Raw genomic sequence first — 26,944 nt, 5'->3', positions numbered from 1 at the left:
AAAAAAGCCCCACATCAGTGGGGCTGCATAAAATGATGCTCTAATCAATCTAGTTATAATTAGAATAAAATGGATCACTACATCCACGGGCGCCTATTTTTTCATCTTCGTCATAACGAGAATACGCAAAATTCCGCGCAAGCGCATCATTACTAGAATCACCAGACCAATCCCCTCCTCCCAACATAACACTTACGTCTACATGTAAACTGCTTCCTTGTTCCCCTGTATGCCATTTAGTCACTGGATAACAACCAGACAAAAATTGCCAAACATAACCGCAACCATCCTCACAACCGATAGCCGAAATCATACGACGATTGGCTGTATCAACGTGTCCCCCAGACGTTTTAGGAGAAGGCGCTTGATTGCCTATAATACTGCTTCCCGCATTGCTTCCTAACATGCAAGACGAAAACTCATCACTCGTCAAAAATCTCTTATTAACATACGCAAAATCCGCGAGATGATCAGAATAGCTACGATTGGTTGTAATCGGAGCACCATAAGCAGACTTCGTATTTTCATCTATCCCTGATTGAAGATAAATATCAACCCAAATATTCTTCCACGAATCGTAAACCATTCCCTCTGGATCACTTCTGGGACGGTGATTTAAACACCAAACAGAATCAGGGAGGATATCCCCTGCTTGATAACCCGATAAGGGATGATCTTCAATCTCACCAACATCTGCACAAAGCGTATGAAATCCACCTATCTTGAGAGAATTATGCTCTGTATAGCCATCAGGAGCCGTCGGATTTTCTGAAATATCCAATTTGATCTCATTATGATCAAGGAGGTTTGGTATAAAATAGATATAATAATCTTTTCCTGCTTCAAGAGGCATTGTAATAAGTATATTCGTACCCTTTGCAAGACGGTGCAAGGTGTACTTACCCCCATGCTCTCCACCATGATAAAAGCGAAAAATTACGCCGCCTTTGATCATAATACCTCTTCTTTTTTGCAAATCTGCTTCCAAAATTTTTTGAGGTTGAACAAAATACGCATCCTCAAAAATATAAGCGGAAAGGACACCTACATCACCTTGAAGTTTAGAAAGACTGTCACTGTGACTCTGGGACTTCTCTTGCACTTCTGTTAATGCACTCTTCGCTTCTTCCGCCAACACTTTTGCTTCAGAGGCCGCTGTACTCGCAGAGTTTGTCGTTGCTGTCACCGCGTCTAAAGAACTCTTAACCTCTCCAAGACCTTGCTTCGCCGTCTCAGTTTCTTCTTTTGCTTGCTCTGCTTTTGCCGTTGCACTATCGGCTGTATTTTTGGCTTCTAAAGCTATCGATTTGGCTTTACTTGCCTCTTCTTTCGCTTCTTCCGATACGCTCTTCGAAGAGCTAGCTGTTTGGTTTGCTTCAGTCGCAATTCTCTCTACGCTTGCTGCTTTAACCTTTGCTTCTTCTGCTGTCTCTTGTGAGGTTGATGCCAACCGTTTTGCTTCTTCTGCTAACGTCTTTGCTTCACCAGATTTCGTGAACGATTCTGAGATTTGTTGGCTTATCTCATCTCCTTTCTGCTTCGCTGTAGTGGCTGTCGATAAGGCATTCTCTGCAACGCTTTTAACATCACCTATCGTTTGCTTGATTTCATCACAAGCATTCTTGCTTGTCTGTGCTAACGTCTTTGCCTCTTCTGATACTGTTTGGGCTTGCTCCGCGCTTCCCTTTGCATCAGTGGCTGTGCTGGACGCCATATCCGCCGTTGTTTTCGCAGAAGTCGCTTCTCTTAAAGCTTGGTCTGATGTCTTTTGCGCCTCTGTAGATGCCCTACTCGCTTTTTCTGCTAACCCTTTAACTTCTTCAGAAATATTCTTTACATCATTGACTGTGGTAAGCGCCCTAGATGCTTTCTCCTTCGCAGCAGTCGCTTCTGTAAGCGCATTAGTGGAGGCGTTTTTCGCTTCTGTTGCTAATTGCTTGGTTTCTTCACAAACTCTCTTACTGTCTTGCGCAACTCTCTCAGCTTCCTCTGTTTTCTTCTGAACAGCTTCTACCAAACTCTTGGTGCTTTCACTTCCTTCACGGACCGCTTGTCTATCTGCTTGCAATGCTTGCTCTGCCACTACCTTCGCTTCAGAAGCTAATCGAGAGGCTTCTGACGCTTCTTGTTGGGCTTGCTCTGCTTTTGCCGTTGCACTATCGGCTGTACTTTTCGCGGTTTCCGCTATTCCCTTCGCTTCTGATGCCGTTTGCGAAGCTTGTTCCACGCCTGTTTTCGCCGCTTCTGCAACTTTCTCAACTGACGCAACGGAGGCTTTAAATTCATCACAAGCACCCTTTGACTGTTCTGAAAGAGCCTTTGCCTCTTCTGACCTGCTTACCGCTGTCTCGGATTGTGATTTGGCATCTTTCGACGCTGTCAATGCATCAGCAGCTGTCTGTTTAGCTTCTTCTGAGAGAGTCTTAGATGCCTCTGCTATCTGCTTGGCGTCCCTTAAGTCCGTTAATGCTTTCTCTACTGCCGTTTGTACTTGTGACGTTGTTTTTGTAAGTTCTGTAATAGAAGATGTTGTCCCTTCCGATAACTCTTTTGCTTTTTCTGCAATATCCTTGGCATCATCGGCTGTCTGTTTGGCGCCATCCGCCTTTAGACTTGCTTGTGTCGCTACTGTCTTAACTTCATGACACGTCGCTACCGCTTTTGCTGCTACTTGCGTCGTCTCTGTTGCTGTTTGTGAAGCTTCTCTTGCTGTTTGTTCTGCACGGGTTGCAATGGTCTTCGATTCATCAGCTAACCTCTTGGCTTCGGTCGAGATATTAACGGCATTCTCACTTACCTGCTTAACCTCTTCAAAACGTTGTAATGCCGTAGCCAATGAACCTTTCGTACCATTGATTTCCCCTGAGGCTCTATCGACTGCTGCTTTTGTCTCTTCTGCCATGTGCTTCGCAGCATCAGAAGCATTCTTGGCTTCTTCTGCTAAGCCCTTGGCTGTATCCGCTGTATCTTTCGCAAGACTAGCCGTTGTCGTTGCTGCTGTAACCGCTTCACCCGTTTTTGTAGCTTCGCTAAGCGCTTGTTCCGACACCCTCTTCGCTTCTTCGGCAACCTGTTGTGCTCCATTCGCACGTGCCATCGCCTTTTCAGACTCCTGACGTGCATTAACAACCTGTTCTAACGGCGCAAAAGTTTCATACGAATACAAAGATGCCGTTCCTAAAACCTTTGGAACAACAACACTACTTTGCGAAGTGCCTTCTCTAATTTCATCTTTCGTCGCTATCGGTATCAAATATTCATGACTATGATCAGGTATCTTCATCTGCTTTCTTCCTCCATTAACTTAAAATGAACACTCTTTTAAATCTTCAAACTCTTCCCTTAAGGCTTCTAAGCGCTTCTCTAAATCTTTCAGCGAACCATCAACCTCGCTTTTCAAAGCTGTTTTCAGTAAATCAAAAACACCATGAAGCGGCGCGTGAACAAAATGATCCCCCGAATACAAAACGACCCGTACTTGAGACGGGTCGCTAAGCTCTGATATGGCAAACGGTTTTAAGGTCATTTCAACTCCTCATGTCTTGATCCCATAAACGATACTTACATTAACCGGGCGCGTCTCAACACCACCAACACTCTCTGCCATAAGGTGATGTTCATGATGCGCTGTCATGACGCCCTCTTTGATCGGCGTCGAATAATATAAAAAGTTTGCAAAGGGACTCCGGATAAACCAAGGCAAACGAGCTGGCTTATCTTTTTCTGTGAACCAAAAGGGAACCTCTACCTGTGGACTTCCTGCTATTTGGTCAAATTCTTGATTACACTTGTCTAAAGCATCACCGTCTAAGCCTAAACACTCTTCGTCTATAGCTCTCTTGCGCCTTGTCACAGGCGCTTGAGAAGAAGAAACATCCCGTCTTTTTCGAGAAGAATGATCATTTGGAAATGCTGGACCGATAAAATGTTCATGTGCTTTCAAAGAGCAGCCCTGTTGACTCGCAAAAGAACGCCAAGGGTCTAAATTGCGTTCATAGTCCATACCTCGTAGAAACATTCCACGAAAATCGGGAACATTAAACGTCGTAGAACCATCCCCTTCACCCCACGTCGTTCCTATCCCATCAAACAAAGCTCTATACGTTCTTCGCGAATAAGCACGCCCATCACACAACAACCAACCATCCGGCAAGCGTTCCATGGCAAAAGGACCGATTAAACCAGACGGTAAACGTTTTAAGAAAGAAACTTTTCCCCTTGTGGGATTGAGTATTTGCCAACCGGTTATATCTTCATCGTAAATAACGGTATAAAGACAGCCATCTTGGATTTCTCCTCCCGTTAAAGCTAATAAACCAGTGTCTGTTGCCTTATAAACGGGCTTGCCGGTTAAATTATTCAAAGCAATCGTGGTTGCCCCTACATTCTTACCCTTTGCTTTAAAACAAAGCGATATCCCATTCTTATACGCTAAAAATTGAGAGGGACTTTGAAGACGTATCGCACTCGTCTTTTGTTTATCATCAACAGTAACAATCCCTTCAATGACACCCCCTATATCGGATAAATATTCACGCATCCTTTGCATCATCACACGGGCGCTGTTATTAACCGTATTTGGATGTTGTCCTTCTGACCAATTAATCAGATTATCCGCACCACCATTCTCGGAGGCGCTTAAAGACCAATCATAAATCGTCGACATCTTGACCTCACGTCTTGATCGCAAACACAACACTCATATTAATCGGACGTGTCTCACTGACACCAGAACTGGTCAACGCAACATCACGCATATGAAGGTGGGTATGCGGAAAGGCGAGCTTATGATGAACCCGTATATCCTCTGCTCTCACACCCAAACGTTCGGCTAACTTTAACCTTTGCTGGTCATTAAGCACGTAACCCCAGATAATCGTCATATCGCCATGCCAACTCTCCTCCTGATTTTCAGCATTCAAAATCGTAAAGGATTGACCTCCATGATCATGCTTTCTTATCGCGTCATTCTGTAAAGTCCCCAAATAACGAAAACGGTCTATATCGCGGTCATCATCAACGCCACGCAAAAAAACACCACGCAAATCCGGAACGTTAAAATGGGTAACACTATCACTGCCCCCCCACCTGATCCATATCGCTTTGTAAAGAGCACTATACTCACTGCGCAAATAAGCCTTACCATCACACAACAACCAGCCCTCCGGCAAAACTTGCATCCCAAAAATCCCTATCGTCCCTGCAGGATAAACGGGGAGAATCGGCTCTGATGGTAAAGAAACCGGCGTAGGATTTAAGACATGCCAAGCATCTGCTCTATAGACCAAGCTATAAATGCACCCCTTTTGAAATTCCCCTCCCGATAAAGGACTGATGCCTAATTCCGTCGCCTTGTAAACGGGCTTGGCGGATAAATCATTCAAAGCAATCGTGGTCGCCCCTACATTCTTGCTCTTCGCTTTAAAACAAAGCGATATCCCATTCTTATATTTCAAAAAACGCGATTGGCTTTGAAGTCTTATCAACGTTGTCTGCTGTCCAACATCAACCGTAAACGTGCTTTCAATCACACCACTCGTATCCGATAAATACTCACGCACACGCTGCATCATCCCACGCGCACTATTATTCCGCTACTAGGGCGCTGTCCATCTGACCAATTAATCAACCCATCACAATACGCATTCTCAGAGGCTCTCAAAGACCAATCATAAATCGTTGACATCTTAAACCTCATGTCTTAATCGCAAACAAGACAGAAACATTGACTGGACGCGTTTCACCTTCTCCAGTGCTTTCCAAAATAACTTCTTGATTCTCATCAAAGGAATAGGGAGTTGCAACGTGACTCTTTAAATTCTCACTCTCTATACCCATAAAATTCGCTAGAGCTCCCCCTCCAAACAAGCCTAGACGATAACCTAATACCTCCGTCGTATTCCCATCCCAAAAGTTTTCGTTGCTGGTAAAATGAGGCATCGAAAGAGTTTGACCTTCATGTTGGTGAGACTGGATTAAATCTGTCTGAACACTTGCAAACCGACGATTGGGGTCTAAATTACTTCCACCATCAACTCCCCGTAAAAACATTCCTCGAAAATCCGGAACATTAAATGTCGTTACACTATCTCCTTCTCCCCAAACCGTTCCTATCGTCTCAAATAAATCGCGATAGTCACGACGCAAATAAGCCTTCCCATCGCAAATTAACCAATCTTTTGGAACATCACGCATACCAAACGTGCCTATAAATCCAGTAGGATAAAGACTGCTTTCTTCTTCTCTTGGCATAGGGGTAGGATTAACAAGATACCAACTATCTCCACGAGACACCAATGTATAAATACACCCTTCTTGGATTTCTCCTCCCAATAAAGGACCAACCCCTAATTCTGTTGCTTTATAAACCGGCTTGCCATCTAAAGCATTAAGGAGCATCGTGCTTGCCCCAACATTCCTGCCTGTTGCCATAAAGCGCAAAACAATCCCATTCTTATACTCTAAAAATTGCGATTGGCTTTGAAGACGTATCGTGCTCGTTTGTTGAACATGATCATTGCTAACAATGCCTTCAAGCGCTCCACCCGTATCGGATAAATATTCTCGCACGCGCTGCATCATCACACGGGCGCTCTTGTTTACACTGCTAGGATGCTGTCCCTCTGACCAGTCAATTAAAGCATCACAACGCGTATTATCCGCCGCTCTAAGCGACCAATCATAAATCGTTGACATCTCTCATGAATCCTAATTTCGGCAACACATTGATTTATAATGATAATTTACTGTTTTGCATATTGAATGAGAGGACTGAATATAGTAAGATTTTCTTATTCTAAACCCTCTCAGATTGAATCAATTCATATCACTTGCTTGCACGTCACAAGCGGGGTTGGCGTATGGGTAAAAACTATAGAAGAAAGGACTAAAAATGGCTCTTATGAACCGTCTTAATGCAAGGTCTGTCGCAACATTGGGGGCTGGCAAATATAATGATGGTGCCGGCTTGTTACTTCATAAGCGTAAAGATGGGGGTGCTCAATGGCTTTATCGTTATACCATTCACGGGCGCCGCCGTGAAATGGGCTTGGGTGCCTTAAGACATGTTTCTTTAAAAAAAGCCCGTGAATTGGCAAACCAATGGCGTTCTGTTTTGCATGAGGGTCGTGACCCCATTAAAGAACGTGAGAAACAAAAGCGTGAAGCAATGCGTAATCTCCATTATTTAAAAGATATTGCCTTGGATACTTTTGAAAGTCGGAAAGCTGAATTAAAAGGTGACGGTAAAGATGGACATTGGTTTTTACCATTACGCCTTCATATTCTCCCTAAATTAGGCTGTCTGCCCGTTTCTGAGATTACGCAAACAGAAATACGCAATACCCTTGCTCCTATCTGGCATACAAAAGCTGATACCGCGCGTAAAGCACTGAATCGTCTTAATCTTTGTCTCAAACATGCGGCTGCCTTAGGATTGGATGTTGATTTACAAGCTGTAGAAAAAGCACGCGCGCTCTTAGGCAAACAACGTCATAATGTTATTAATAGACCAGCCATGGATTGGAGAGATGTGCCGGCTTTTTATCAAACGCTTTGCCAAAAAATAACTATGACACATTTGGCTTTGCGGTTGCTTATTCTGACAGGAGTTCGTACTAATCCCTTACGTCATATTCGTGAAAATCAGATTGATGGGGATATATGGACTATCCCTGCTGAAAATATGAAAGGAAAGCGTGATACAACAAAAGAATTTCGCGTGCCCTTATCAACAGAGGCATTAGATATTTTAAAACAAGCGCGTTTGCTCTCTCGCAATGATTTCTTTTTTTCTGCTAAAGGTCGCGGTCCCCTTGGTGTAAATTGTATGGCTCAATACATGCAGCAAACTGGTCTTAAAGCCTGCCCCCATGGTTTTCGCTCTAGTTTACGTGATTGGCTCGCTGAAACAACCGATGCCCCCTATGAGGTCGCTGAAACCATTTTAAGTCATACGGTCGGCGGTAAAGTAGAGCGTGCCTATCGTCGTACTGACTATTTAGAACAGCGTCGGGTCTATATGGATAAATGGGCGGCTTATGTCACTGGTCAATCTTAAGATATGGGGTGCATAACCCCATGATCTGTGGATAACTTTAGCTCTCTTTTCTCTCATTCTCTCTCAATAAGACTCATAAATCATCACATCAGAAATTGTATGATAAAATATTGTTTTCTATAGACTAAATACCTTTCCAATGATTCAAAAATATGGTTAATAAATGCTTATGATTTGTTACCATTTTTTTATTATGAAAGGATTTTAGAATGACAGAAAATGATATTCTTTTAACAGACCGTGAAAGTGCAAAATTGCTTCATATGAGTGTCTCAACTTTTCGCCGTCATGTTACCAATGGCTCTCTCCCAAAACCTTTAAAATTTGGTTTTTTATCCCGTTGGTTACAATCGGATCTCTTGAATGTAATCGAACAAGCGAAACAGCAACGTTATAACGACGTGGCATAAAAAAACCTTGTCACGTAAGGACGGACAAGGCTTTCTCAAACTCATCACCTTAGAGCTAGCACAATCCGTCCTGTGACGCAACGTTATAGGATTTAAAATGATGTGTTCTTTTAAGAATGCGCGGGGTATTACACATGCCTTGCGTGGAGGTTGGCATGGGCGTTATGGACTTGCTCATTGCCCTGCTCATGATGATAGGCTGTTATCCCTTAATAAATTGGCTTACCTTATAAATTACGCTCACTAACATCTTTAAGAAGTTCTAAAACATTAAGAGAAAATCGGCTATACAAAAAACTCAAATGTCAATAACAATCCCCTGCTCTGTTTTTTCGATTAAAGCACTAAGCTTTCCTTCTATTTACAGTTTCTATTCAATATGGAGTGAAGCAAAACCATTTTTGTTAGCTTATTCTAACAATCCAAGTTTTTGATTTTCTGTATCTTGTCCATCAGGAGAAATCCGTAAGTATGCATAAAATTGTGTCACGTGCAATAAAGAACGTCAATTAAGTGTATACATTAGTATCAGAAAAAACGATAATTTTCTTTGATACAAACAATCAAAATGATCAAAGATCAAAAACAGATATTTTATTTAATTTTTATTTAATTTCAACAACAAATTGAAAAATTCATAGGAAATTTGATTGATCAGATCTAACCATTAGATTAGTATTTTAAGACAGATTACAGAAAGGAATTTCCTATGCAAAAGAAATTACCCAAAAGTTATATGACTGATGCTGAACGTGAGGAGTTACGAGCAGGTGGTCTCCCTCAAAACAGTATCTATATGGTCGAGGCGGAAGCAGCTTCTAAGGCGAATGATAGCAAAACAACGTGGGAGTGGTTAGCAATGGCTGAATATCCAGCACATGCACTTTTACATCTTAGACATCAACGTGGAGCACAATTTATTCGTGATATGGGCTTTTCTACAAAGAATGCTGATGAGGAATATGGTCCAGACTGGTTAGATAAAGGGGTTGTAATAGGAGGTCATCATTTCTGATAAATTAGAAAAGCTTTTTTTACAACAAAGTGTACTAGTACAAGACCTTGAAAAGACATTAGTATCTCAAAAATTACACAATGTACGAAATAATTTGTGTGATCATATTCGTGATGTTGGTAAAAATGGTGATTTACCATTGCTTATTGATACGGAAAGTGACTTTATAAAGGATGATTTGCTTCGGTATGCTAATAGTAAAGCTATGGTTAGTAGCCTTGAAACAGCATTAATTGAAATAGGTGTTGTTAAGGATCACATAAAACTAGTTTCCAATCCTGAGAAATATGATGCGATAAATAGGGGACATAGTCTATCAAAGCACCGAAAAGGCGGATTGCCTTATGATGAAGCACGGAAAGCGATGGCATCCCATTATACACGACTAGGAAATCTGGACAAAGCGCGTTTAACATCTATTGAAAAATCGATTATTGATGTGCGAAGAGAAAATATCAAGGCAATGCAAAAACTCTACGAAAAAATGCAAGCCAAAGCTATTGGTATAGATTTCTAACTCAATAAAGTACTTATAACAAAGGTTTTTACACATCTTTAAAAATAATGGTTAAATGAAAATCTCTCGTTTATATAGCTTTTTTGAAGGGCAAAACTACCAAACGAAATATTTCTACTGGATATTAGTCATGCTATTTCTTTCTTCATAAAATCAAAAAAATCTTTATTTCTCATTTTCTTAGTTCTGTTTGTATTCTTCATAGCAATATTTAGCTAAGTCTAAAGTCATTTTTGTATATACCAAATTCGTATTCGAAATGTAATTATGGATCACTTAAATTAATTGAAAACATACTCATTATTGTTTGAAATACATTTTCATCACTAACAGAAAAACTAAAAAGTTTTCTTTCATTGTGTAAATCTGAAATGATTACTGTTATTTTTTTCCTTTAATAAAAAATCATAATGGAGGGCTCACTCAGAAAGTTTACAATCGCATCTTTTAAAAATGCCTAAGACCATAGCAACCCTTGCGTTGATTTTTGAACTGGTTGAGGATGGTCATTTTGAAATCAATAGAGATGCCCTTGAAAGAGCCTTGTATTGGGAAAAATATTTATTAAGTCATGTCAAAAAGCTTTATGCGGCGGCGGATAGCTTAGCAACAGAGGGAGCAAAATTAATTGTCGAGCGTTGTGATTGTTTACCCGATGTTTTTACAACAAGGGATATTTATAAACGTGATTGGAAATGTTTCAAAGATAATGGAGCCGTTAAGCAAGCTTTAGAGCTTTTATGCCGTTGTAACTATATACGTGAAATCTCTGAAGACAAGAGCTCACAAGGCGGTCGCCCTACCATACGCTATGAATGGAATCCCTTAGTGACAAGCCATAAAACATCACACTGAGGCAATTTGGAAATCTTATAGAACATTAACAATATAACAGTGAACTCTTCAAAGCACTCCCCATTATGAGTTTTGGGGGGGGCTTTTTGTACGTATTATTTTATTTTTTTAAACAAAAACAAAAGTTATTATATTTCAATATGTTAATGTTTTAAAGAAACAACCTATATTAAATACAATCCGTAAATACAATCTATGATATATATAAAAAGGGGGTTTGTAGGGGTTTTGGGGGTTTTAAGAACCGACAAAACCTATCAAAATACTCATTATGATATTTTAAAGAACATAAGTGCATTTATCTTGATTAACCCGTGAAACGAATAGCAAATTTTACTACTTTGCTGATCTAACCATGCATCATAGGCTGTGGATAAACAACCTTTAAAAACCCCTTTTGAAAAAAATTATCCGTTTTTATGCATTTTTCTGCATTTTTTCTCAATTCGTTCAAAATGGATTTAATAAGCTTCATTTTGATTCTTTTGAAAAGAATTAACCCTCTCATACCAAAACGGAGCTCTGTTATAATATGCTGCAATCTCTTAAGTCTGATCATGAACATGTCACGCTACGCTCTCTGTTGGAATATTACCGTCAACAAGCAAAATCACTTCGTGAATTAGGAACTCTGTTTGAAAACCTTGTCATAGCTTATTTGACGAAAGACCCTCTCCATTATGGACGCTACGAAAAGGTAGAAACCTATTATGAATGGGCGAAAGAGCGTGAAGGTTGGAATAAAAATGATATCGGTATTGATCTGGTTGCTAAGCTTCGCAATCAAGAGGGCTATGTCGCTATTCAATGTAAGTTTTATCAAGCAGACCACCAGATTAGTAAAAAGGATATTGATAGCTTTATCGCGGCATCTGGAAAAGACATCTTTAAATATCGTCTTCTTGTTGATAGTACGGAAGTGGAATTAAGTGACAATGTGAATGCCATGATTAAAGGACAAGCGATACCCGTTTATCGCATTGACCTTCGTCATATGGAAAACAGTCGGATAGATTGGCAAATCTATGCAACCAAAAAAGAAGTTCTTCTTAAATCAACAAAAAAGCCTCGTCCCCATCAAGAAGAAGCTATCAAGAAAGTCTGTGAAGGTTTAAAAGAAGCAGACCGTGGCAAGCTCATTATGGCATGTGGTACGGGGAAAACTTTCACCAGTTTGAAGATAGCAGAAACCCTTGCTGGGAAAGGCAAGCGTGTTTTGTTTCTGGTTCCTTCTCTGGCTTTAGTCTCACAAACAATCCGTGAATGGACAACCGATGCACAAGTCCCGTTGCGTTCCTTTGCGGTGTGTTCGGATACAAAAGTAGGCAAGCGTCGTAAAAACCAAGAGGATATTGTTGGCATGGAAACATCAGATCTTGTTCTCCCTGCTACCACGGATGCCCAAGCCCTTGCCAAAGAAGCTTGTGAAAACCTAGAAGATGCAATGACGGTGGTTTTTTCAACTTACCATTCTATCCAAGTGATTTCGGATGCGCAAAAAGAGCATGGATTACCCGAATTTGATTTGATCATCTGTGATGAAGCGCATAGAACGACTGGGGCTTCATTGGGAAGTGAAGACAATGAATCCGAATTTATCAAGGTTCACGATAACAGCATCATTCGGGGCAAAAAACGTCTGTATATGACTGCAACGCCTCGTATCTTTAGTGACACTGCCAAAAGGCGTGCTGATGAGATTAATGCCGTTCTCGCATCTATGGATGACGAAACGCTTTTTGGAAAACAACTCCATCATTATACCTTCGCGGAAGCTGTCGATAATGAACTTTTAACTCCTTACAAGATTGTGGTCTTGGGTATTAATGAAACCTATATCACACCAGCCATACAGGAGATTATTGCCAATGAAAACCGTGAAATTGATTTAGATGATGCGGCAAAAATTATTGGTTGTTATAGAGCACTGACTAAAATAGATAAGCAAGCAGCTATCGATGATGATGATACAGAGCCCATGCAATGTGCTTTAGCTTTTTGCAAAGACATCAACACCTCTCAATATATTACAAAGCTCTTCAATAAAATTATCAAATCTCATATTGATGATTTCCTTCAAACCGTTCCTTTTTTGAACTGTGAAGTAAGACATATCGACGGAACGCAAAGCGTCAAAAAACGCAATGAGGAATTGGATTGGCTTAAAGAAGATACGGGTCAAAACGTTTGTCGGATTTTAAGCAATGTTCGGTGTCTGTCTGAAGGGATTGATGTTCCTGCTCTTGATGCCATCATGTTTTTACACCCGCGCAATAGCCAAGTCGATGTGATACAGGCGGTAGGGCGTGTGATGCGTCGTGCTCCAAATAAGAAAACAGGCTATATCATTTTACCCATTATCATTCCTTCACACTTAGAAGCCAAAAAGGCTTTAAAAAACAATAAGAGATACCGTGTTATTTGGCAAGTTTTGGATGCTTTACATTCTCATGATGAAAGACTTGCTCGGACGATTAATCAAATGTCTTTAGGACAAGATAGCAGCCATACGATTGAGATTATAGAGATTAAGCGTGCCAATGAATTACAAGAACTCACCACAACGGTTGATGAGATCTCGATACCATCAAAAACAGAAAGTTCTGGGCATACCATTGGAACAGCAGAAAGCAAAACTCAATCGGTATCTGGAGGACAAGGAGACTTATTCCCCCGTTCTGAATTTTTTGATTTTGTCAAAGCCATTTTTCTGGATAGTTTTAAAATCACGGATTATTGGGGCATATGGGCGAACAATGTTGCTGAGATTGCTCAAAACCATATCAATCATCTTAAAGATATGATTTCCGATGAAAAGAGTGAAGCCTTTCATGCTTTTGATGCCTTTCATAAGGAATTAAAGAACAACGTCAACAGTGAAATCAAAAAAGAGGAAGCCATTGAGATGTTAGCCCAACATCTTGTCACGCGTCCCGTGTTTGAAGCTTTATTTGACGGTAATGAATTTGTACAGAACAATGCCATTTCGCAAGCTATGGATAAGATCTTAACGGAACTGGATAAAACGAATATCGAAGAGAAAACGAAAGATCTTGATAAATTCTACAAAAGTGTCACATTCTGTACAGCAGGCATCACCGAAACTCATGCAAAACAGAATCTTATTATCAAACTTTATGAAAGTTTTTTTGCCAAGGCATTTAAGAAAACCACGGATAAGCTTGGAATTGTTTATACGCCCGTTAAGGTTGTTGATTTTATCATTCATTCTGTTGATGATGTGTTGCGTAATGAATTTGGAAAAAGCTTAGGGTCACGTGGTGTGTCTATTCTTGACCCCTTTACGGGAACGGGTACTTTTATCACACGGCTTTTACAATCCAATCTCATCAAACCAGAGGATATGGAATATAAGTTCCGTCATGATATCCATGCCAATGAAATTGTTTTGCTAGCCTATTACATAGCAGCGATTAACATTGAAACGACGTATCATAGTCTTATGAAAGGTGAGTACATCCCTTTCAAGCATATTGGCTTGACCGATACATTCCGCATGCTTGAAGAGAAGAATCTGCTACAGGAATTGTTTAAAGAAAACAGTGAATATTTGGAATATCAAAAGAAACTGGATATCAAAGTTATCTTTGGTAATCCTCCTTATTCGGTAGGACAAAAAAATGAAAATGATAATGCGAAGAATACCCCTTATCCTATACTCGATAATCGTATTCGTGAAACCTATGCTGCTCAATCTAAAGTAACGAATATACGAGCGCTTTATGACAGTTATATTCGTGCTATACGCTGGGCTAGTGACCGTATTGATAATGCGGGGGTAATCGGCTTTGTCTCTGGATCTGGTTACATAGACAAGCCAACAATGGACAGTTTACGAAAATCTTTAGCCAAAGAATTTACGAGTATTTATGTACTTAATTTACGGGGGGATATCCGTAAAAATATGATGAATAAAAATAACGCCCAAGAAGGAGAAAATGTTTTTGGCAATGGAAGTATGACGGGTATTGCTGTGACACTATTTATCAAAAATCCCAATGTTTCTGGAGATTGTAAAATTTACTATCACGACATTGGTGATAATCTCACAACAAAAGAAAAACTTACAGCTCTCGAATACTTTGGTAGTATTGGTGGTGTCATGCGTGAAAGCGGTTGGCAATTGATTAAACCAGACGAGCATGGCGACTGGATTAAGCAACGTGATGACAGTTTTGCTACCTTTCTAACCTTGGGTGATAAGAAAGGTAATAATAATAAAAAGCTCTTTGAAACGTTTTCTCGTGGAATTATAACCACTCGCGATATTTGGGCATATAATGCAAGCCATCAGGCTTTAGCTAACAACATGAGTAATATGATTGCCTTTTATAACAGTGAAGTGGAGCGTTTTAATGATGCTTACACAGATACTGACCGTAAAAAACGTGCAAAGGCTGTAAATGATTTCGTCAATACAGATGAGAGAAAGATAAGTTGGAGCCGTGCACTTAAACAAGATTTGGTAAAAGGAAAAATTTTTGAATTTGAAGAGACATACCTTACGCAAAGTTTGTATCGCCCATTTACACGACAGTGGCTCTATTATAGTCGAACCTTCAATGAAATGGTTTATCAAATCCCGCGTATATTCCCTATGGAGAAGGTAGTTGAAAATATGGTAATACAAGTTGCTTCTGTAGGAACTATGAGTGGTTTTTCTGTTTTGATGAGTAAGGATTTACCTAACCTTCATGCAATAGATACTGGTCAATGCTTTCCACGCTATATTTACGAAGATACTACGGTTTCAGAAAGCAAAAATGAGAGGCAATCCCATTTATTTACAGAAGCAAACACAACAGCTGGTTTACAACGCCGTGATGCCATAACTGATGAAGGATTAGCGCATTTTAAAGCGGCTTATCCTAATGAAAAAATCACTAAAGATGATCTATTCTATTATGTTTACGGTTTGCTTCATTCGGAAGATTATCGCGCCCGTTATGCTGATAATTTATGCAAAGAATTACCTCGTATCCCTTGTGTAAAGAATGCTGATGACTTTTGGAAGTTTGTAACAGCAGGGCGTGAACTGGGTCATCTGCACGTGAATTATGAAGATGTAGAGCCTTATCCAGTAACTTTTAAAAAGGGTAATCCAAAATTAACTGATATCTCTAATCCAGAAAAATTCTATTATGTAACTGAAATGAAATTCGCTGGGAATAGTAAGGAAAAGGATAAATCAACAGTTATTTATAATAGCAATATTACCATAACAGATATCCCTCTTGAAGCTTATGAATATATTGTCAATGGTAAACCCGCTCTTGAATGGGTTATGGGGCGTCAATGTGTTAAGACTGATAAAAAGAGTGGCATTGTGAATGATGCCAATCGCTATGCTGTTGAGACCATTGGCAACCCCGCCTACCCTCTAGAGTTGTTTCAAAGGGTTATTACCGTAAGTTTAGAGACAATGAAAATCGTAAAAAACTTACCAAAATTAGAAATAAGAGAAACTGAATAACTTATAAAGCATGCTCACATAATGGGTATGATAAACGCATAAGGGGTATAGAGCTTATAACCATAATCTATACCTCTTTTGTTAAGTTTATTACATCTAATCTTTAAAAGGATAATTTGTCATGCGTTATTCTAAAAAGAAAAAACTTGCACTTTTAGATACTCTCATTTGGATTGCCTTTAAGAGGTTATACCGTAATCTAAAATGAGTGCTTTATTGTTCTCAAAAGCTTTGTTTAAAGAGAGTTATATATATTCATTTTACTTATAGGTTTTGTCGGTTCTTAAAACCCCCAAAACCCCTACAAAACCCCTTTTTATATATATTATAGATTGTATTTACGGATTGTATTTAATATAGGTTGTTTCTTTAAAACATTAACATATTGAAATATAATAACTTTTGTTTTTGTTTAAAAAAATAAAATAATACGTACAAAAAGCCCCCCCAAAACTCATAACCTAATGATCTTGATAGCATTTCTTATGAGTTACAAGCTATCTTTTGAAAAGCTTTAAAGGATCATATGCTTTTTATAAAAGCACGTTGTAATCATTCTCTAAATCATAAGGTTATCATTCAAAAGAACTGATAAAATTCAATAAAAGGGATTTTGCTAATCTCTATAGTTATCAGTTTCTCTTTAAATGTTTTCATAACAGTCTATAAATCGCAATTATCCTATTTATCGTTTCTCTTATGAAAATAAAAAATGATGCCATGGTTATAAAGAAGATAACAGCTATAAAGAATGCGTAAAACAGCAAGGTCTTATATTCATAATGCAAATGAAAGGGTTGGTTATAAGAGCGCGGTGCCTATTAAGATAGTGCAAATGATAAATGTGTTATAAACAAAATTCACAAAAAAATTTAAATTCATTTAGTGAAAAAACTGATAGGTTATAAAGTTAAAAAAACGCATTATGAGAGCATTTCTAAATATTATAAATGTATAGATTCAAAAAATAACGCCATTGTTTCAGAAAGCCTATAATATAGCTTTAAAAGCGCATAAATATAAAAGACGCAATTCATAAGCATAAGATATTATCAATACACAATGCATTTAAAAAAATACAAAAAAATATCAAAAAAGATAAAATATTAATTGACAATAAATACGTATTTTGTTATATAAATAATCAAGTGATAGAAACACTTAAACATCAAGCGGGTAGATTACGAAACAATCTTTCCCATCTTTTAAAATACTGACTGTCTTTTATGTTATGATTAGCATATAATGAGTTTGTCGGGTGTAGTTACGCCATACAATACTCTTATGAGAAAAGCGTAACAACGGACTTGATGCCGTGTTTCTAGCGCCCGGCGCTCTTATCGAGTGTCAATAGAAACGTCATTAACATCAAGGTTTTAATTATGACAAATATCTTAAAAAACACCCCCCTTCTCTCTAACATTTCAAATGAAATTGCATCTGTTAATCAAAAAGAACCTGCAAAAAAATACGAATTTATTGATGATTGTGAATATATCGATGGTCATTTCTTAACTCGAATTAGAGCTTTAAGAGATTTTGATGATGTCAAAAAAGGGGACTTAGGTGGCTATATTGAAAGTGAAGATAATCTCTCTCATGAGGGAAATTGCTGGGTTTATAATAAAGCAAGGGTCTTTCAAAATGCACGCGTCTTTGGAAATGCTAAAGTAAAAAGCTTTTTTGTTGACGTTTATGGCAATGCTCAAATTTATGGTAATGCTATTTTTGAAGGAAGAACATTAAAGGACAATGCTAAACTTTCAGGCAATGCTCATGCTAGCAATGCCGTTGTAATTGAAGGCAATGCACAACTTTATGATAATGCCTATGTAACTGATTATGCTCATATTTCTGATAACGCCGTGATTTGTGATAATGCTCATGTCGGGGGCAATGCAAAAATAAGTGGCTCTGCTTATATTTGTGATGATGCACGGGTTTTTGATGATGCCATGGTTTGTGATGCTCTTATCTCAGGGAATTCTTATATTCATAGCAATGCCTCTTTAACTGCCAATGAAGATGTTTGTGATGATGCATATCCTGAATTTGGGAGTGAAGATGATTATTACCGTCATGAATATTATGCTGATTGTGAGGGGTATTATGATGATGATAATGACAGCGAATATGAAAGTGACGCTGCGTAAATAACGCGCGGGCGCGGCGGGGGCGCCCCTCTTTAAACATCTCATTTTAAAATTTATCAAATATAAACTTAGGGAGTTACCTATGTCCACTATAACTGCATCTAAAAAATATGAATTGACTAATGAAAATCACACTTTTGAAGGGATTACTGTACACCGCATTCGTGCTTTAAGAGATTTTGATGATGTTAAGGCGGGGGCATTAGGTGGTTTTATTGAAAATGAAAGCAATCTCTCTCATGATGGCAATTGCTGGGTTTACGATAATGCTACCGTTTTTTGCAATGCCGTCGTTTCTGATAATGCAAAAATACGTAATGACGCCATTATTGCTAGGGGGTCTAAAGTTTATGGGAATGCCGTGGTTTGTGATAAGGCATGGGTATTCGGTCATGATGCTAGCATTTATGACAATGCAAAAATTAGTAACAATGCTAGGATCTGTGGTCTAGTTTATGGCAATGCCATGGTTTGTGATAATGCTAATGTTTCTCCTAATGCACATATTTATGATAATGCCCGTGTATATGAAAATGCTCATGTGAGTGGCTTTGTTTATGGGAATTCCCATGTTTATGGTAAATCACGCATTTATGGGGGGGCGTGTATTTATGGCAATGCCCATGTCTTTTGTAATGCTTGGATTAAGAGTTTTGCAAGTATTTTTGATGATGCAAAGGTTTCTGGCTCGGCTCGGGTGGGGTCCTTTGCAAGAATTTATGAAAATGCAAAGGTCTATGGTAAATCCAATATTGATCATGATGTACAAATCTATGGTAATGCCGTGGTTAATAGCCGTGAAAAAATTACGAATGATATTTGTGATGATAATCAGTCTATAAAAGACGCTGCGTAAATAATGCGCGGGCGCGGCGGGGGCGCCCCCTTTTAAATTCTTCATTTTAAAATTTAAATCTATTTATAAAGGAATTGTGCCATGCAAAAAAAGTTTGCACTCACAAATGAAACGCGTGTATTTGGTAATCATACCCTTTATCGTATCCAAGCATTAAAAGACTTTGCTGATGTTAAAGCTGGTGCCTTGGGCGGCTTTATCGAAAAGGAAGATAACCTCTCTCATGATGGCAATTGCTGGGTTTATGATGATGCTCTTGTGTTTAAAAATGGTCACGTTTATGAAAACGCAAGGGTTTTTGGCAAGGCTGTCGCTTGTGGTCATATCTATGGTCATGCCCGCGTTTATGATAATGCTATCGCTGCTGGCTATATTTATGATAATGCCCATGTTTATGGCAATGCCGTTGTTTCTGATAATTCCCGTGTCTATGGCAATGCTCATGTGTATGGCAAGGCTATTATTTATGATAATGCCTATGTTTATGACAATGCTAGGGTTTATGAAAACGCGCGTATAGCAAATGACGTGCATATTTATGAAAATGCTCATATCCATGGCATTGCTGTTATTCGTGAAAATGTCGGCGGGTCTACTAAAATTAAAACCTATACTGAACGTCTCTCTCCTTATGGCGAGTTAGAAATTGTCTGGGTTTAATCAATAAAGCAGCGGCGGGCGCGGCGGGGGCGCCTGCTTTCAATCCAATTTTCCATTTCAAATTTTAGAAAACGTTTATCACATTAGATTGTGAGGGTACTCCTATGTGCAAAAAATACGAATTAACCAGTGAAATCAAAAAAATCAAACATGCTCTTACTCGCAATATCACAAGCCTTTATCGCATTCGGGCTTTAAGAGATTTTGATGATATAAAAGCGGGTGCTTTAGGCGGTTTTATCGAAAAGGAAGTCAACCTAGCCCATGATGGCAATTGCTGGGTCTATGATGATGCTTGTGTCTATGGTCATGCCCGTGTTTATGATGATGCAAAAATACGGCATTATTCTCAAGTCTGTGGTCTCGTCTATGGCAATGCTGAGGTCTATAGCAAGGCTTTTATCTCTCAATATGCAAAGATTTATGATCAGGCTTGTGTTTATGGGAGTGCTCATGTGTATGGCAATGTTTATGGCAATGCTCATGTGAGTGGTGCTGCCCGCGTTCTTGCTGATGCTCATATTTATGACCATGCCCATGTTTCTTATGATGCTACGGTTTTTAGTTATGCACGCGTCTATGGTCATGCTAGGGTTTGTGGCTCTGCTTGCATTTATAGCCATGCGAAAATTTATAATTATGCTGTGATTAATGGTCGTGCAAAGATTTATGGCAAGGTCTATGGCAATGCGCGCGTGGGGGGCTCTTGTGAGGTTTATGGCTCTGTCTATGGCAATGCAAAAATCTTACATTGTGCAACAATCTGGGGGCGTGCTTATGGCAATGCAACAATCAATACAAAAAGCAAAGCAAAGTTGGTTCCCAAAAATTGTGAGGTTTATCAAAGCGATAATGTCGTTAAGATTATTGATAAAACAGAATAAAAATAGGTATGGGAGCGCCTTCTTGATGGTTATAAACCCATCATAAAAGAGAGAATGCAAAAAAAAGCCGTGCCAAATGATATGACGCGGCTTTCAAATGTCTATCCTTATGAATCAACCCTAATCAAGGTAATGACACATATATACAAAACGTATTATATTACAAGCGCTCTATTAGAGATATGAAAACTTATCAAAAGAAATGTAAATGATGCGTATGATCTTTAATCACTCTTTTGAATGAGAAAGCCTATAAACGCTTTTCGTTGCTATTAAATATATCAATCATAACGCCCTCATTTGTGAGGTGGTCATTTGAAATAAAGCACATGATCAAAATGCTTCTTTTAAAACGTTTCAATATACTGGCTTTAAAATTGAGTTGAGTAAATTGAAATAACGCATTGTCTAAAGTCAAAGCCTATCAAACAAATCAAAATACTTGGTAGCTTTAACAAAATCCGTTTTTTACATTTACGAGCGTTGGCTTTTAAAACAATCTCTCATAAGACAAATAAACAACCGCTTTTATCAAAGGTAAGGCTTTAAAAACTGTTATAAACATCCGTTTCAAACGTTTCTTATAAAAATCTCATTTTATGTTTCAAATGTTTAAACGTGTATTTAGAGAGGCTCTCATAAGCGTATTTTTACTTTTCATTAAATGTAACTTTTTACAAATAAGCTGGCTTAATTTTGAGTTGGCAAAATCAACCAGCTCAAATTCGAGCTCGTTATCTTTAGAATAGAGCATTCTTTAAACAATGGCGTTTTGTCTAAAAATTTAGAAAAATTCCGTACCTTATGATGTTATAACGATTTTGAAATTTGTTTGCTTATCTTTATCTCAATAGGTGCCCTCAAATTTGAGGAGACTAAAATCACTCAATCCAAATTTGGGGTAACCTCGTTTGCTTTCATATTATGCTCTTAAAACGTTTTTTGCTTGCTTGCGTTATCTCATTAGAAGGCTTTCAATTTCATAAGATATGATGTTTTGAATTTCATTACCTTTATTTCCTACCTCGGTAAAAAAATACCGTGGTTATAAAATCAATCTTGTCTTTAAATCCTTTGTGCAATCTTTATGAATTAAACCTATAAGCTTATGAATGCTTCAAACTGTTAATTTCTTTAATGCCATTTTAAAGGTTTTACCCAATTTTGGGGAAAACTATATGATCTCTATTTTCTATAAATGCGTATCTTTTGATACAATTTACCTTATAACAGTTTCAAACGATTACCTCTTATAGAACGATCTAATATTGCTATAACACTCTTTAGATTTTGCGCTCGCCAATTTTGGCGAACGTTAATTTGTTATTTTATGCGATTAACAATCCAATCTTTAAAATAAGAAGTAATCTTTAAACATATGTTATCGATAGTTCCAAACGACTAAATTTTAAACAATGCGATTTGTGCTGTGATAAAAACGTATCATAAAATTTATAAACTGTTATGAATGATATCTGTTTTTCATTTCATTTGAATGCACCCATGCGTTATAATATTTACATCATGATTTGCTTTTTATGATCTATTCATACATGGCAATCTTATATAAAAATGGTCAAATGAATCACGTATAAAAGGATGGATTCTTAAGTGGATTCATATAAAATAATTACACTCAACATATTGACTTTATTGTATTTTTCTGTATAATATGAATCCTAATTTCGGGTAAAATGGTCCGTAAAATGCCCGCATGAATGGCGTCATTAAAGGGTTATCATCTTCATCACTCTCTTCTTCTTCCGAAGACTCTTCTTGTGACGCTAATAATGCCCGTAAAACCTCTAACATGTTGTCTCTATTGCCAAAACCACCTTGCACAATAGGGCTTGCTCGATAAGGCTGTCCCCCATACATCTGTAACACACGATTAACAAAATCACTTGCGCGCATTGCGTTATTGCCTGCATTCAAACCAACCGCATTACTTCCAACCAATTGCGCTGCATTAGCATGGGGATTTTGCAAAAGACGCGCGGCTCCACCTGCCCCTTGTTGATGGGCTAAATACAATTCTGCATCAGTAGGCGCTCTTCCCAAAACACGGCTTAAATGATTGCGATTATCAAGGGTCAAACGCCCCATGGCATCGGCTGCCTGCATGGGATCAAAACGGTCTTGCAAACCATATTGTTTGGCTGTGCTGTCTATAAATTGGTACAACCCACCCGCAGAAGAACGGGGATTCCTTGCATTGGGATTGCCGCCACTTTCAACTTGCGCAACACGGTACAAATAGCTTTCGGGCAAACCATATCGCGCTGCTGCTTGACGGATCGCTTGATCAACTGAAGGATTATAACGAGGCATAGCTTAAATCTCTTCTCTTATTCAAATGCACTCAGGACATTCAATTCCTCTGTTAAGGCTTTCCCTCCACCTCCAAACAAAGCAGCAGATAGTTTTTTCACCCATTCTTTTGTAGCGTATCCATTATGATGCGCTTTCACCATGCGTTGAATGAGATCGACAATTTGAGCATTCTTAATCTCTGTCCCCCCTGTTAATAATTTGACAACGTCCTTTTCAATCCGTTGACGCTCTCTAAACGCTGCCTCTTTGAAAGGAATCCAAGAGGCTTTCACCGCTGCTCTTCCTGTTTGAAAGGCGGCATCACGGGTACTCGTTGGTATACTGATATTATGGGTAAAAGATATATCTTTATCTGCTATACGACCTGGTATTCTGTTATAAAAATCGGCATAATCGGCTTCTTTATCGACAACCTTCTTGACCGCAGAAGCTTTATCGGCTCCATAAATCTTTGCAAATCGTTCATATAAATCATCCGTATCAAAAATCTCCTTTGCCTTGGAGACTTTATCTCCTGTTTGCCCCATGCCCTGTAAAAGTTCTGCCCTTGATCCCTTTTTAAAGTATTCCTGTGATCCCTCTGATAATTCATCAAAGATTTTACTGAATTCATCCTTATTAACTGCCTTGCTAAGGATTTTCGAACCTTCATCCATGGCGTCTATACGTGAACTATATTGATGATACAATGCCCGTCCTTTCTTATATTCAGACGAGATATCATCCATAAGCTCTAATAATTTTTTCTGAATGCCAACTAAAGTATGAACTTTACTATTATCTCCTATCTTCTCGGCTGCATCTTTCATAATCCCAAGTTTAACCTTCGTTTCATGGAGAACCCCCATGTTTGGTTTTTCTTTTAGGAGATTAAATTTCTCAGAAGAAAATGAACCAACTTCTTTGCCTTTACTCGTGAACTCCTGTAGCCCTTCTTTATAAGCCTGTTTGAAGTATGGACGTTTCATTAATTCATTAAGCGCGCCATAATATTTTTCTCCTATCGGAGTCTTCTTAGCTATTTCGTAAAGAGTATGAGATGCTGCTTCCCTACTCGCGGTAAGATCACCTTCTAAGCCTGTAATATTTTGACGAGGAACAAAGTGTTCATCAGCAGCTTGATGAATACGCTCCCCTCCTCCCAGCGCTCTCTGTTCAGCTCTTTTGGTTAAATCAAGATAAGCCCCTTGGTTTCTTTTCGCGATATCAAAAACAAGATCCTGTAAAAAAGGACTATGATCAGCTATGTAATCGGTAGGAACTGCATTCTTAACAGATTCTCCTAGCTCTTCAGACGCCTCCTTACCTAAATGTTTACTGATTGCTCTTAACGTGTCTGTTGCAACTCCTTCTTTTGTATGAGAAGGAGAAAAAAGTCTTCTTATTCCACCAACAGTAGAACCAGCCAAATGACCTAAAGCACTTCCAGCTAATGCCCCACCCGCTCCTAAACCTGCACCGGATAACGTACTTGTAAGTGTATTGCCAAACCCTTCCCCTTCTCCTGCACCATGTAATGCACCAGATGCCGCCCCTACTTTAAGCAAATGAGGAAGTGTTGTGTTTTTTGTGATGCCTAAAAACGGACTGGCTTTCCCACCTACATATTTCACTCCTGCGCCTACCCATTTCCCTCCCGTACCTACCGGTGTTGGAACGGCTTTCAAAAAGGCTTGACCTAATTTTGAAGTAGCAGAAGGTGCTATCCGCCCCGCTAGTCCTGCAACCGCTCCTGTTCCTAACGTCGCAAGTGAAGGTAAAGCAGCCCCTACAACATTTCCTAACAAAGACGTCCAATAATGTTGATCACTCATCCTACGATAATAATCACGTAGTCTATTGGCTTCTTTCTCATACTTCTCTATGGCTTGCTTATCTCCAGTCCAATAGTTGTAAAGCCCATTCAAAAAAGCACTTATTGCCCACTGATCATCAGAATCACGTCCTGCCGCTGTAATCCCCGCAATCTCATCATCTAAATTAAAACTCAATCCATGCTTTAAAGAGTTCCAAAAAGCCTCACTTTGCGTGATTTCGGGATGTTCTGCGTCTTCCTCATAAGAATTATTATATAAAGGATAGTCGGCTACATAAACATCATCACCAAGTTCAAGAACTCGATCTCCTGGTCGATAACGTTTACCTGAATTGCTGGGATTAAGAGGATAATCGGCTACGTAAACATCATCACCAAGTTCAAGAATTCGATCTCCTGGTCGATAACGTTTATTGTTTATCATCTTTTTGCTCCCTTATATACTGGATGACCATTATAATTAACTATTGTTCCAAGAGGATAACGATCTAGCTCTTCTCTGCTGCTTATAATTGGCAAGCTTGCACTACCTCCTTGTGAAACCGGTGAATCTACAAAATATTTTTCAGAGATTTCTTGGGGGGTATCTATAGGTTGACCTGTTAATGCGTTGTACAGTTGAAGATCATTATGCCTATTGAAAAAATCAAATGCTGTTTTAATTACTTTTAAAGTCCTCTCCAACCCCTCTTTATCTCGCCCAACATCCAAAGAACCAAACATTGATGATAGTGCCTGACTTTCAAAATTTGATATAGGACCAGTTCCTACTGTTCCGCTAGAACTCATTGATTTTAGGTTCTCAAATACCGTCCTTAGAACACCACCTCTAATTCCCTCCAATAATTTGTCTAATTTGTACCCATCACTTCCACCAGCTTTTTTCGAAAACCACCCCTTAAATCCTGTAGCCTTACCTTTTTGAATGAGTTTAAAAGCAGCTTTCAGATCATTTAAACCAGCTCTCAACTGCTGCTTGGTGGTGAACATATTTTTTATCCTTCTACCTTCCCATTCTTTCTGGGCTTGTAGCTTCTGATTATATTCAAGTTCCTGCATAGACCCCTTAACCGGTCTATATTCAAGTTCACCTGTCTCTGGATTGGTATACGATTGAAAGCCTTCTGGGGACTTACCACCTGTTAGCAAAGCACTAAGCATTTGCGGATTACGTGCCATAATAGCAGCTTCTTCTTCACTATAGCCTTTGGACTTTAGATACTCGACGGTTTGATTAACCTGCCCTCTTTGTTTATCACCTTCATTAAGACGCTTCACACCACTTGCAAGCGCATCCCATCCTGAACCGTCTGATGAAGATTCCGCCATACCTGCAAAAAGATCTTTGAGCTTCTGATACGCATCTGATTGAAAAAACTTATAAGTATTAGACTGTAAAAATTTCTCTGCATCTGTTGGTTCACGAGGAGGTGTTTGAGAAGCAGGCGCTAATGATTGCATTTGTTCGTTAACATGAGTTTTAAGATCTTCTGGGGCTTCCTCCAGTGCATTTGGCATAGGTGGCTGTTGATCAACTCCAAGTGGCATTTCCACTCCAGGAACCGTATAGGGCATAAATGGTCCATATGGATTCTGCATACTCTGTAAATAGGGGTTGTTTGGAGCATGTGCTTTCTCTGGTGTCATCATACTTTCAATGGCTGCCCCCCCAACCGTAAATGCACTGGATTTGGGGTTCTTTGTTACGAATTTTCCCACGGGGCTCTTTGTTATTAATTGTCCCAACCTGTTCGCCCCTGTAACCGCTTTGGGAGCAATATATCTAAAAATATGAGGCGCAGCTCTCGCTGCCATAAAAGCTGCCCCAGCTAATGGAAATAATAATGGAAATGCCATCACATTCTCCTACAAAACTATTCTTTAATGATTA

At 39.0% G+C, this 26,944-nt stretch carries 17 protein-coding genes and 3 pseudogenes; 11 read left to right on the top strand and 9 right to left on the bottom strand.

The window, feature by feature from the left end; translation table 11 throughout:
• Positions 1-49 precede the first annotated feature (49 nt).
• From BTR_RS12050 to BTR_RS05265, 5 genes and pseudogenes are all read right to left on the bottom strand, one after another.
• Positions 50-3,283 carry a phage major tropism determinant gene (locus BTR_RS12050; protein ID WP_012231694.1) on the bottom strand — a complete coding sequence of 1,078 codons (3,234 nt, stop codon included), beginning with the start codon at positions 3,281-3,283 and terminating at the stop codon, positions 50-52.
• Positions 3,284-3,304: 21 nt separating this feature from the next.
• Positions 3,305-3,526 carry a prefoldin domain-containing protein gene (locus BTR_RS05280; RefSeq protein ID WP_038473557.1) on the bottom strand — a complete coding sequence of 74 codons (222 nt, stop codon included), beginning with the start codon at positions 3,524-3,526 and terminating at the stop codon, positions 3,305-3,307.
• A gap of 9 nt (positions 3,527-3,535) precedes the next feature.
• Positions 3,536-4,666, bottom strand: coding sequence for a phage tail protein (locus BTR_RS05275; protein WP_012231693.1), 1,131 nt, complete (start codon positions 4,664-4,666; stop codon positions 3,536-3,538).
• A gap of 7 nt (positions 4,667-4,673) precedes the next feature.
• Positions 4,674-5,686, bottom strand: a pseudogene (locus BTR_RS05270) (tail fiber protein).
• 8 nt (positions 5,687-5,694) lie between these two features.
• On the bottom strand, positions 5,695-6,696 hold the full coding sequence (locus BTR_RS05265) for a phage tail protein (protein ID WP_012231690.1): 1,002 nt from the start codon (positions 6,694-6,696) through the stop codon (positions 5,695-5,697).
• Between the two features lie 196 nt (positions 6,697-6,892).
• On the opposite strand from BTR_RS05265, the gene BTR_RS05260 reads away from it, so the two are divergent.
• The 3 genes from BTR_RS05260 to BTR_RS12880 all read left to right on the top strand — a co-directional run bounded on the left by BTR_RS05260 (position 6,893) and on the right by BTR_RS12880 (position 8,716).
• Positions 6,893-8,059 (top strand): tyrosine-type recombinase/integrase, encoded by a 1,167-nt coding sequence (locus BTR_RS05260; protein WP_012231689.1) that lies wholly within the window; start codon positions 6,893-6,895, stop codon positions 8,057-8,059.
• Positions 8,060-8,268: 209 nt separating this feature from the next.
• The gene (locus BTR_RS05255) at positions 8,269-8,469 is read left to right on the top strand and encodes a helix-turn-helix transcriptional regulator (RefSeq protein WP_007347430.1); all 201 of its coding nucleotides are present in this window, start codon (positions 8,269-8,271) and stop codon (positions 8,467-8,469) included.
• Between the two features lie 97 nt (positions 8,470-8,566).
• The gene (locus tag BTR_RS12880) at positions 8,567-8,716 is read left to right on the top strand and encodes a hypothetical protein (protein WP_158305290.1); all 150 of its coding nucleotides are present in this window, start codon (positions 8,567-8,569) and stop codon (positions 8,714-8,716) included.
• On the opposite strand, the pseudogene BTR_RS13435 reads toward BTR_RS12880, so the two are convergent.
• Positions 8,700-8,959: pseudogene (locus tag BTR_RS13435) on the bottom strand (recombinase family protein); the annotation flags it as partial. The gene BTR_RS12880 and the pseudogene BTR_RS13435 overlap by 17 nt on opposite strands.
• A 219-nt stretch (positions 8,960-9,178) precedes the next feature.
• Here BTR_RS13435 and BTR_RS05250 point away from each other — a divergent pair.
• The 8 genes and pseudogenes from BTR_RS05250 (at position 9,179) to BTR_RS05210 (ending at position 20,903) form a co-directional block, all read left to right on the top strand.
• Positions 9,179-9,484, top strand: a complete 306-nt coding sequence (locus BTR_RS05250) for a hypothetical protein (RefSeq protein ID WP_012231625.1) — start codon at positions 9,179-9,181, stop codon at positions 9,482-9,484.
• 94 nt (positions 9,485-9,578) lie between these two features.
• The gene (locus tag BTR_RS05245; RefSeq protein WP_012231624.1) at positions 9,579-10,001 is read left to right on the top strand and encodes a hypothetical protein; all 423 of its coding nucleotides are present in this window, start codon (positions 9,579-9,581) and stop codon (positions 9,999-10,001) included.
• 438 nt (positions 10,002-10,439) lie between these two features.
• Positions 10,440-10,856 (top strand): annotated as a pseudogene (locus BTR_RS05240) (DUF3987 domain-containing protein); the annotation flags it as partial.
• 532 nt (positions 10,857-11,388) lie between these two features.
• Entirely contained in the window at positions 11,389-16,350 is a 4,962-nt protein-coding gene (locus BTR_RS05230; RefSeq protein WP_012231687.1) for a DEAD/DEAH box helicase, read from the top strand.
• 1,382 nt (positions 16,351-17,732) lie between these two features.
• Positions 17,733-18,503 carry an LbetaH domain-containing protein gene (locus tag BTR_RS05225; RefSeq protein ID WP_012231686.1) on the top strand — a complete coding sequence of 257 codons (771 nt, stop codon included), beginning with the start codon at positions 17,733-17,735 and terminating at the stop codon, positions 18,501-18,503.
• Between the two features lie 82 nt (positions 18,504-18,585).
• Positions 18,586-19,359, top strand: a complete 774-nt coding sequence (locus tag BTR_RS05220; RefSeq protein WP_012231685.1) for a hypothetical protein — start codon at positions 18,586-18,588, stop codon at positions 19,357-19,359.
• 81 nt (positions 19,360-19,440) lie between these two features.
• Complete coding sequence (locus tag BTR_RS05215; protein ID WP_012231684.1) at positions 19,441-20,019, top strand: hypothetical protein; 579 nt, start codon at positions 19,441-19,443, stop codon at positions 20,017-20,019.
• A gap of 104 nt (positions 20,020-20,123) precedes the next feature.
• Positions 20,124-20,903, top strand: a complete 780-nt coding sequence (locus BTR_RS05210; RefSeq protein WP_012231683.1) for a hypothetical protein — start codon at positions 20,124-20,126, stop codon at positions 20,901-20,903.
• Between the two features lie 1,650 nt (positions 20,904-22,553).
• On the opposite strand, the gene BTR_RS05205 is transcribed toward BTR_RS05210, so the two are convergent.
• The 3 genes from BTR_RS05205 to BTR_RS05195 are packed head-to-tail and all read right to left on the bottom strand — an operon-like array spanning position 22,554 to position 26,910.
• Positions 22,554-23,234, bottom strand: coding sequence for a transglycosylase SLT domain-containing protein (locus BTR_RS05205; protein ID WP_012231682.1), 681 nt, complete (start codon positions 23,232-23,234; stop codon positions 22,554-22,556).
• Positions 23,235-23,251: 17 nt separating this feature from the next.
• Positions 23,252-25,477, bottom strand: coding sequence for a hypothetical protein (locus BTR_RS05200; RefSeq protein WP_012231681.1), 2,226 nt, complete (start codon positions 25,475-25,477; stop codon positions 23,252-23,254).
• Positions 25,474-26,910 carry a hypothetical protein gene (locus tag BTR_RS05195; protein WP_012231680.1) on the bottom strand — a complete coding sequence of 479 codons (1,437 nt, stop codon included), beginning with the start codon at positions 26,908-26,910 and terminating at the stop codon, positions 25,474-25,476. The genes BTR_RS05200 and BTR_RS05195 overlap by 4 nt, the downstream gene beginning before the upstream one ends.
• Positions 26,911-26,944 lie beyond the last annotated feature (34 nt).

Origin of the sequence: Bartonella tribocorum CIP 105476 (assembly GCF_000196435.1) — a bacterium.
Classification (GTDB): domain Bacteria; phylum Pseudomonadota; class Alphaproteobacteria; order Rhizobiales; family Rhizobiaceae; genus Bartonella; species Bartonella tribocorum.
The sequence above is the reverse complement of the archived record's forward strand: the minus strand, read 5'-3'. Positions and strand labels throughout refer to the sequence as shown.

Bases quoted from the DNA above. Each gene is read 5' to 3' on its own strand.
- BTR_RS12050 (WP_012231694.1), bottom strand. From the start codon at position 3,283: ATGAAGATACCTGATCATAGTCATGAATATTTGATACCGATAGCGACG.
- BTR_RS05280 (WP_038473557.1), bottom strand. From the start codon at position 3,526: ATGACCTTAAAACCGTTTGCCATATCAGAGCTTAGCGACCCGTCTCAA.
- BTR_RS05275 (WP_012231693.1), bottom strand. From the start codon at position 4,666: ATGTCGACGATTTATGATTGGTCTTTAAGCGCCTCCGAGAATGGTGGT.
- BTR_RS05265 (WP_012231690.1), bottom strand. From the start codon at position 6,696: ATGTCAACGATTTATGATTGGTCGCTTAGAGCGGCGGATAATACGCGT.
- BTR_RS05260 (WP_012231689.1), top strand. From the start codon at position 6,893: ATGGCTCTTATGAACCGTCTTAATGCAAGGTCTGTCGCAACATTGGGG.
- BTR_RS05255 (WP_007347430.1), top strand. From the start codon at position 8,269: ATGACAGAAAATGATATTCTTTTAACAGACCGTGAAAGTGCAAAATTG.
- BTR_RS12880 (WP_158305290.1), top strand. From the start codon at position 8,567: ATGATGTGTTCTTTTAAGAATGCGCGGGGTATTACACATGCCTTGCGT.
- BTR_RS05250 (WP_012231625.1), top strand. From the start codon at position 9,179: ATGCAAAAGAAATTACCCAAAAGTTATATGACTGATGCTGAACGTGAG.
- BTR_RS05230 (WP_012231687.1), top strand. From the start codon at position 11,389: ATGCTGCAATCTCTTAAGTCTGATCATGAACATGTCACGCTACGCTCT.
- BTR_RS05225 (WP_012231686.1), top strand. From the start codon at position 17,733: ATGACAAATATCTTAAAAAACACCCCCCTTCTCTCTAACATTTCAAAT.
- BTR_RS05220 (WP_012231685.1), top strand. From the start codon at position 18,586: ATGTCCACTATAACTGCATCTAAAAAATATGAATTGACTAATGAAAAT.
- BTR_RS05215 (WP_012231684.1), top strand. From the start codon at position 19,441: ATGCAAAAAAAGTTTGCACTCACAAATGAAACGCGTGTATTTGGTAAT.
- BTR_RS05210 (WP_012231683.1), top strand. From the start codon at position 20,124: ATGTGCAAAAAATACGAATTAACCAGTGAAATCAAAAAAATCAAACAT.
- BTR_RS05205 (WP_012231682.1), bottom strand. From the start codon at position 23,234: ATGCCTCGTTATAATCCTTCAGTTGATCAAGCGATCCGTCAAGCAGCA.
- BTR_RS05200 (WP_012231681.1), bottom strand. From the start codon at position 25,477: ATGATAAACAATAAACGTTATCGACCAGGAGATCGAATTCTTGAACTT.
- BTR_RS05195 (WP_012231680.1), bottom strand. From the start codon at position 26,910: ATGGCATTTCCATTATTATTTCCATTAGCTGGGGCAGCTTTTATGGCA.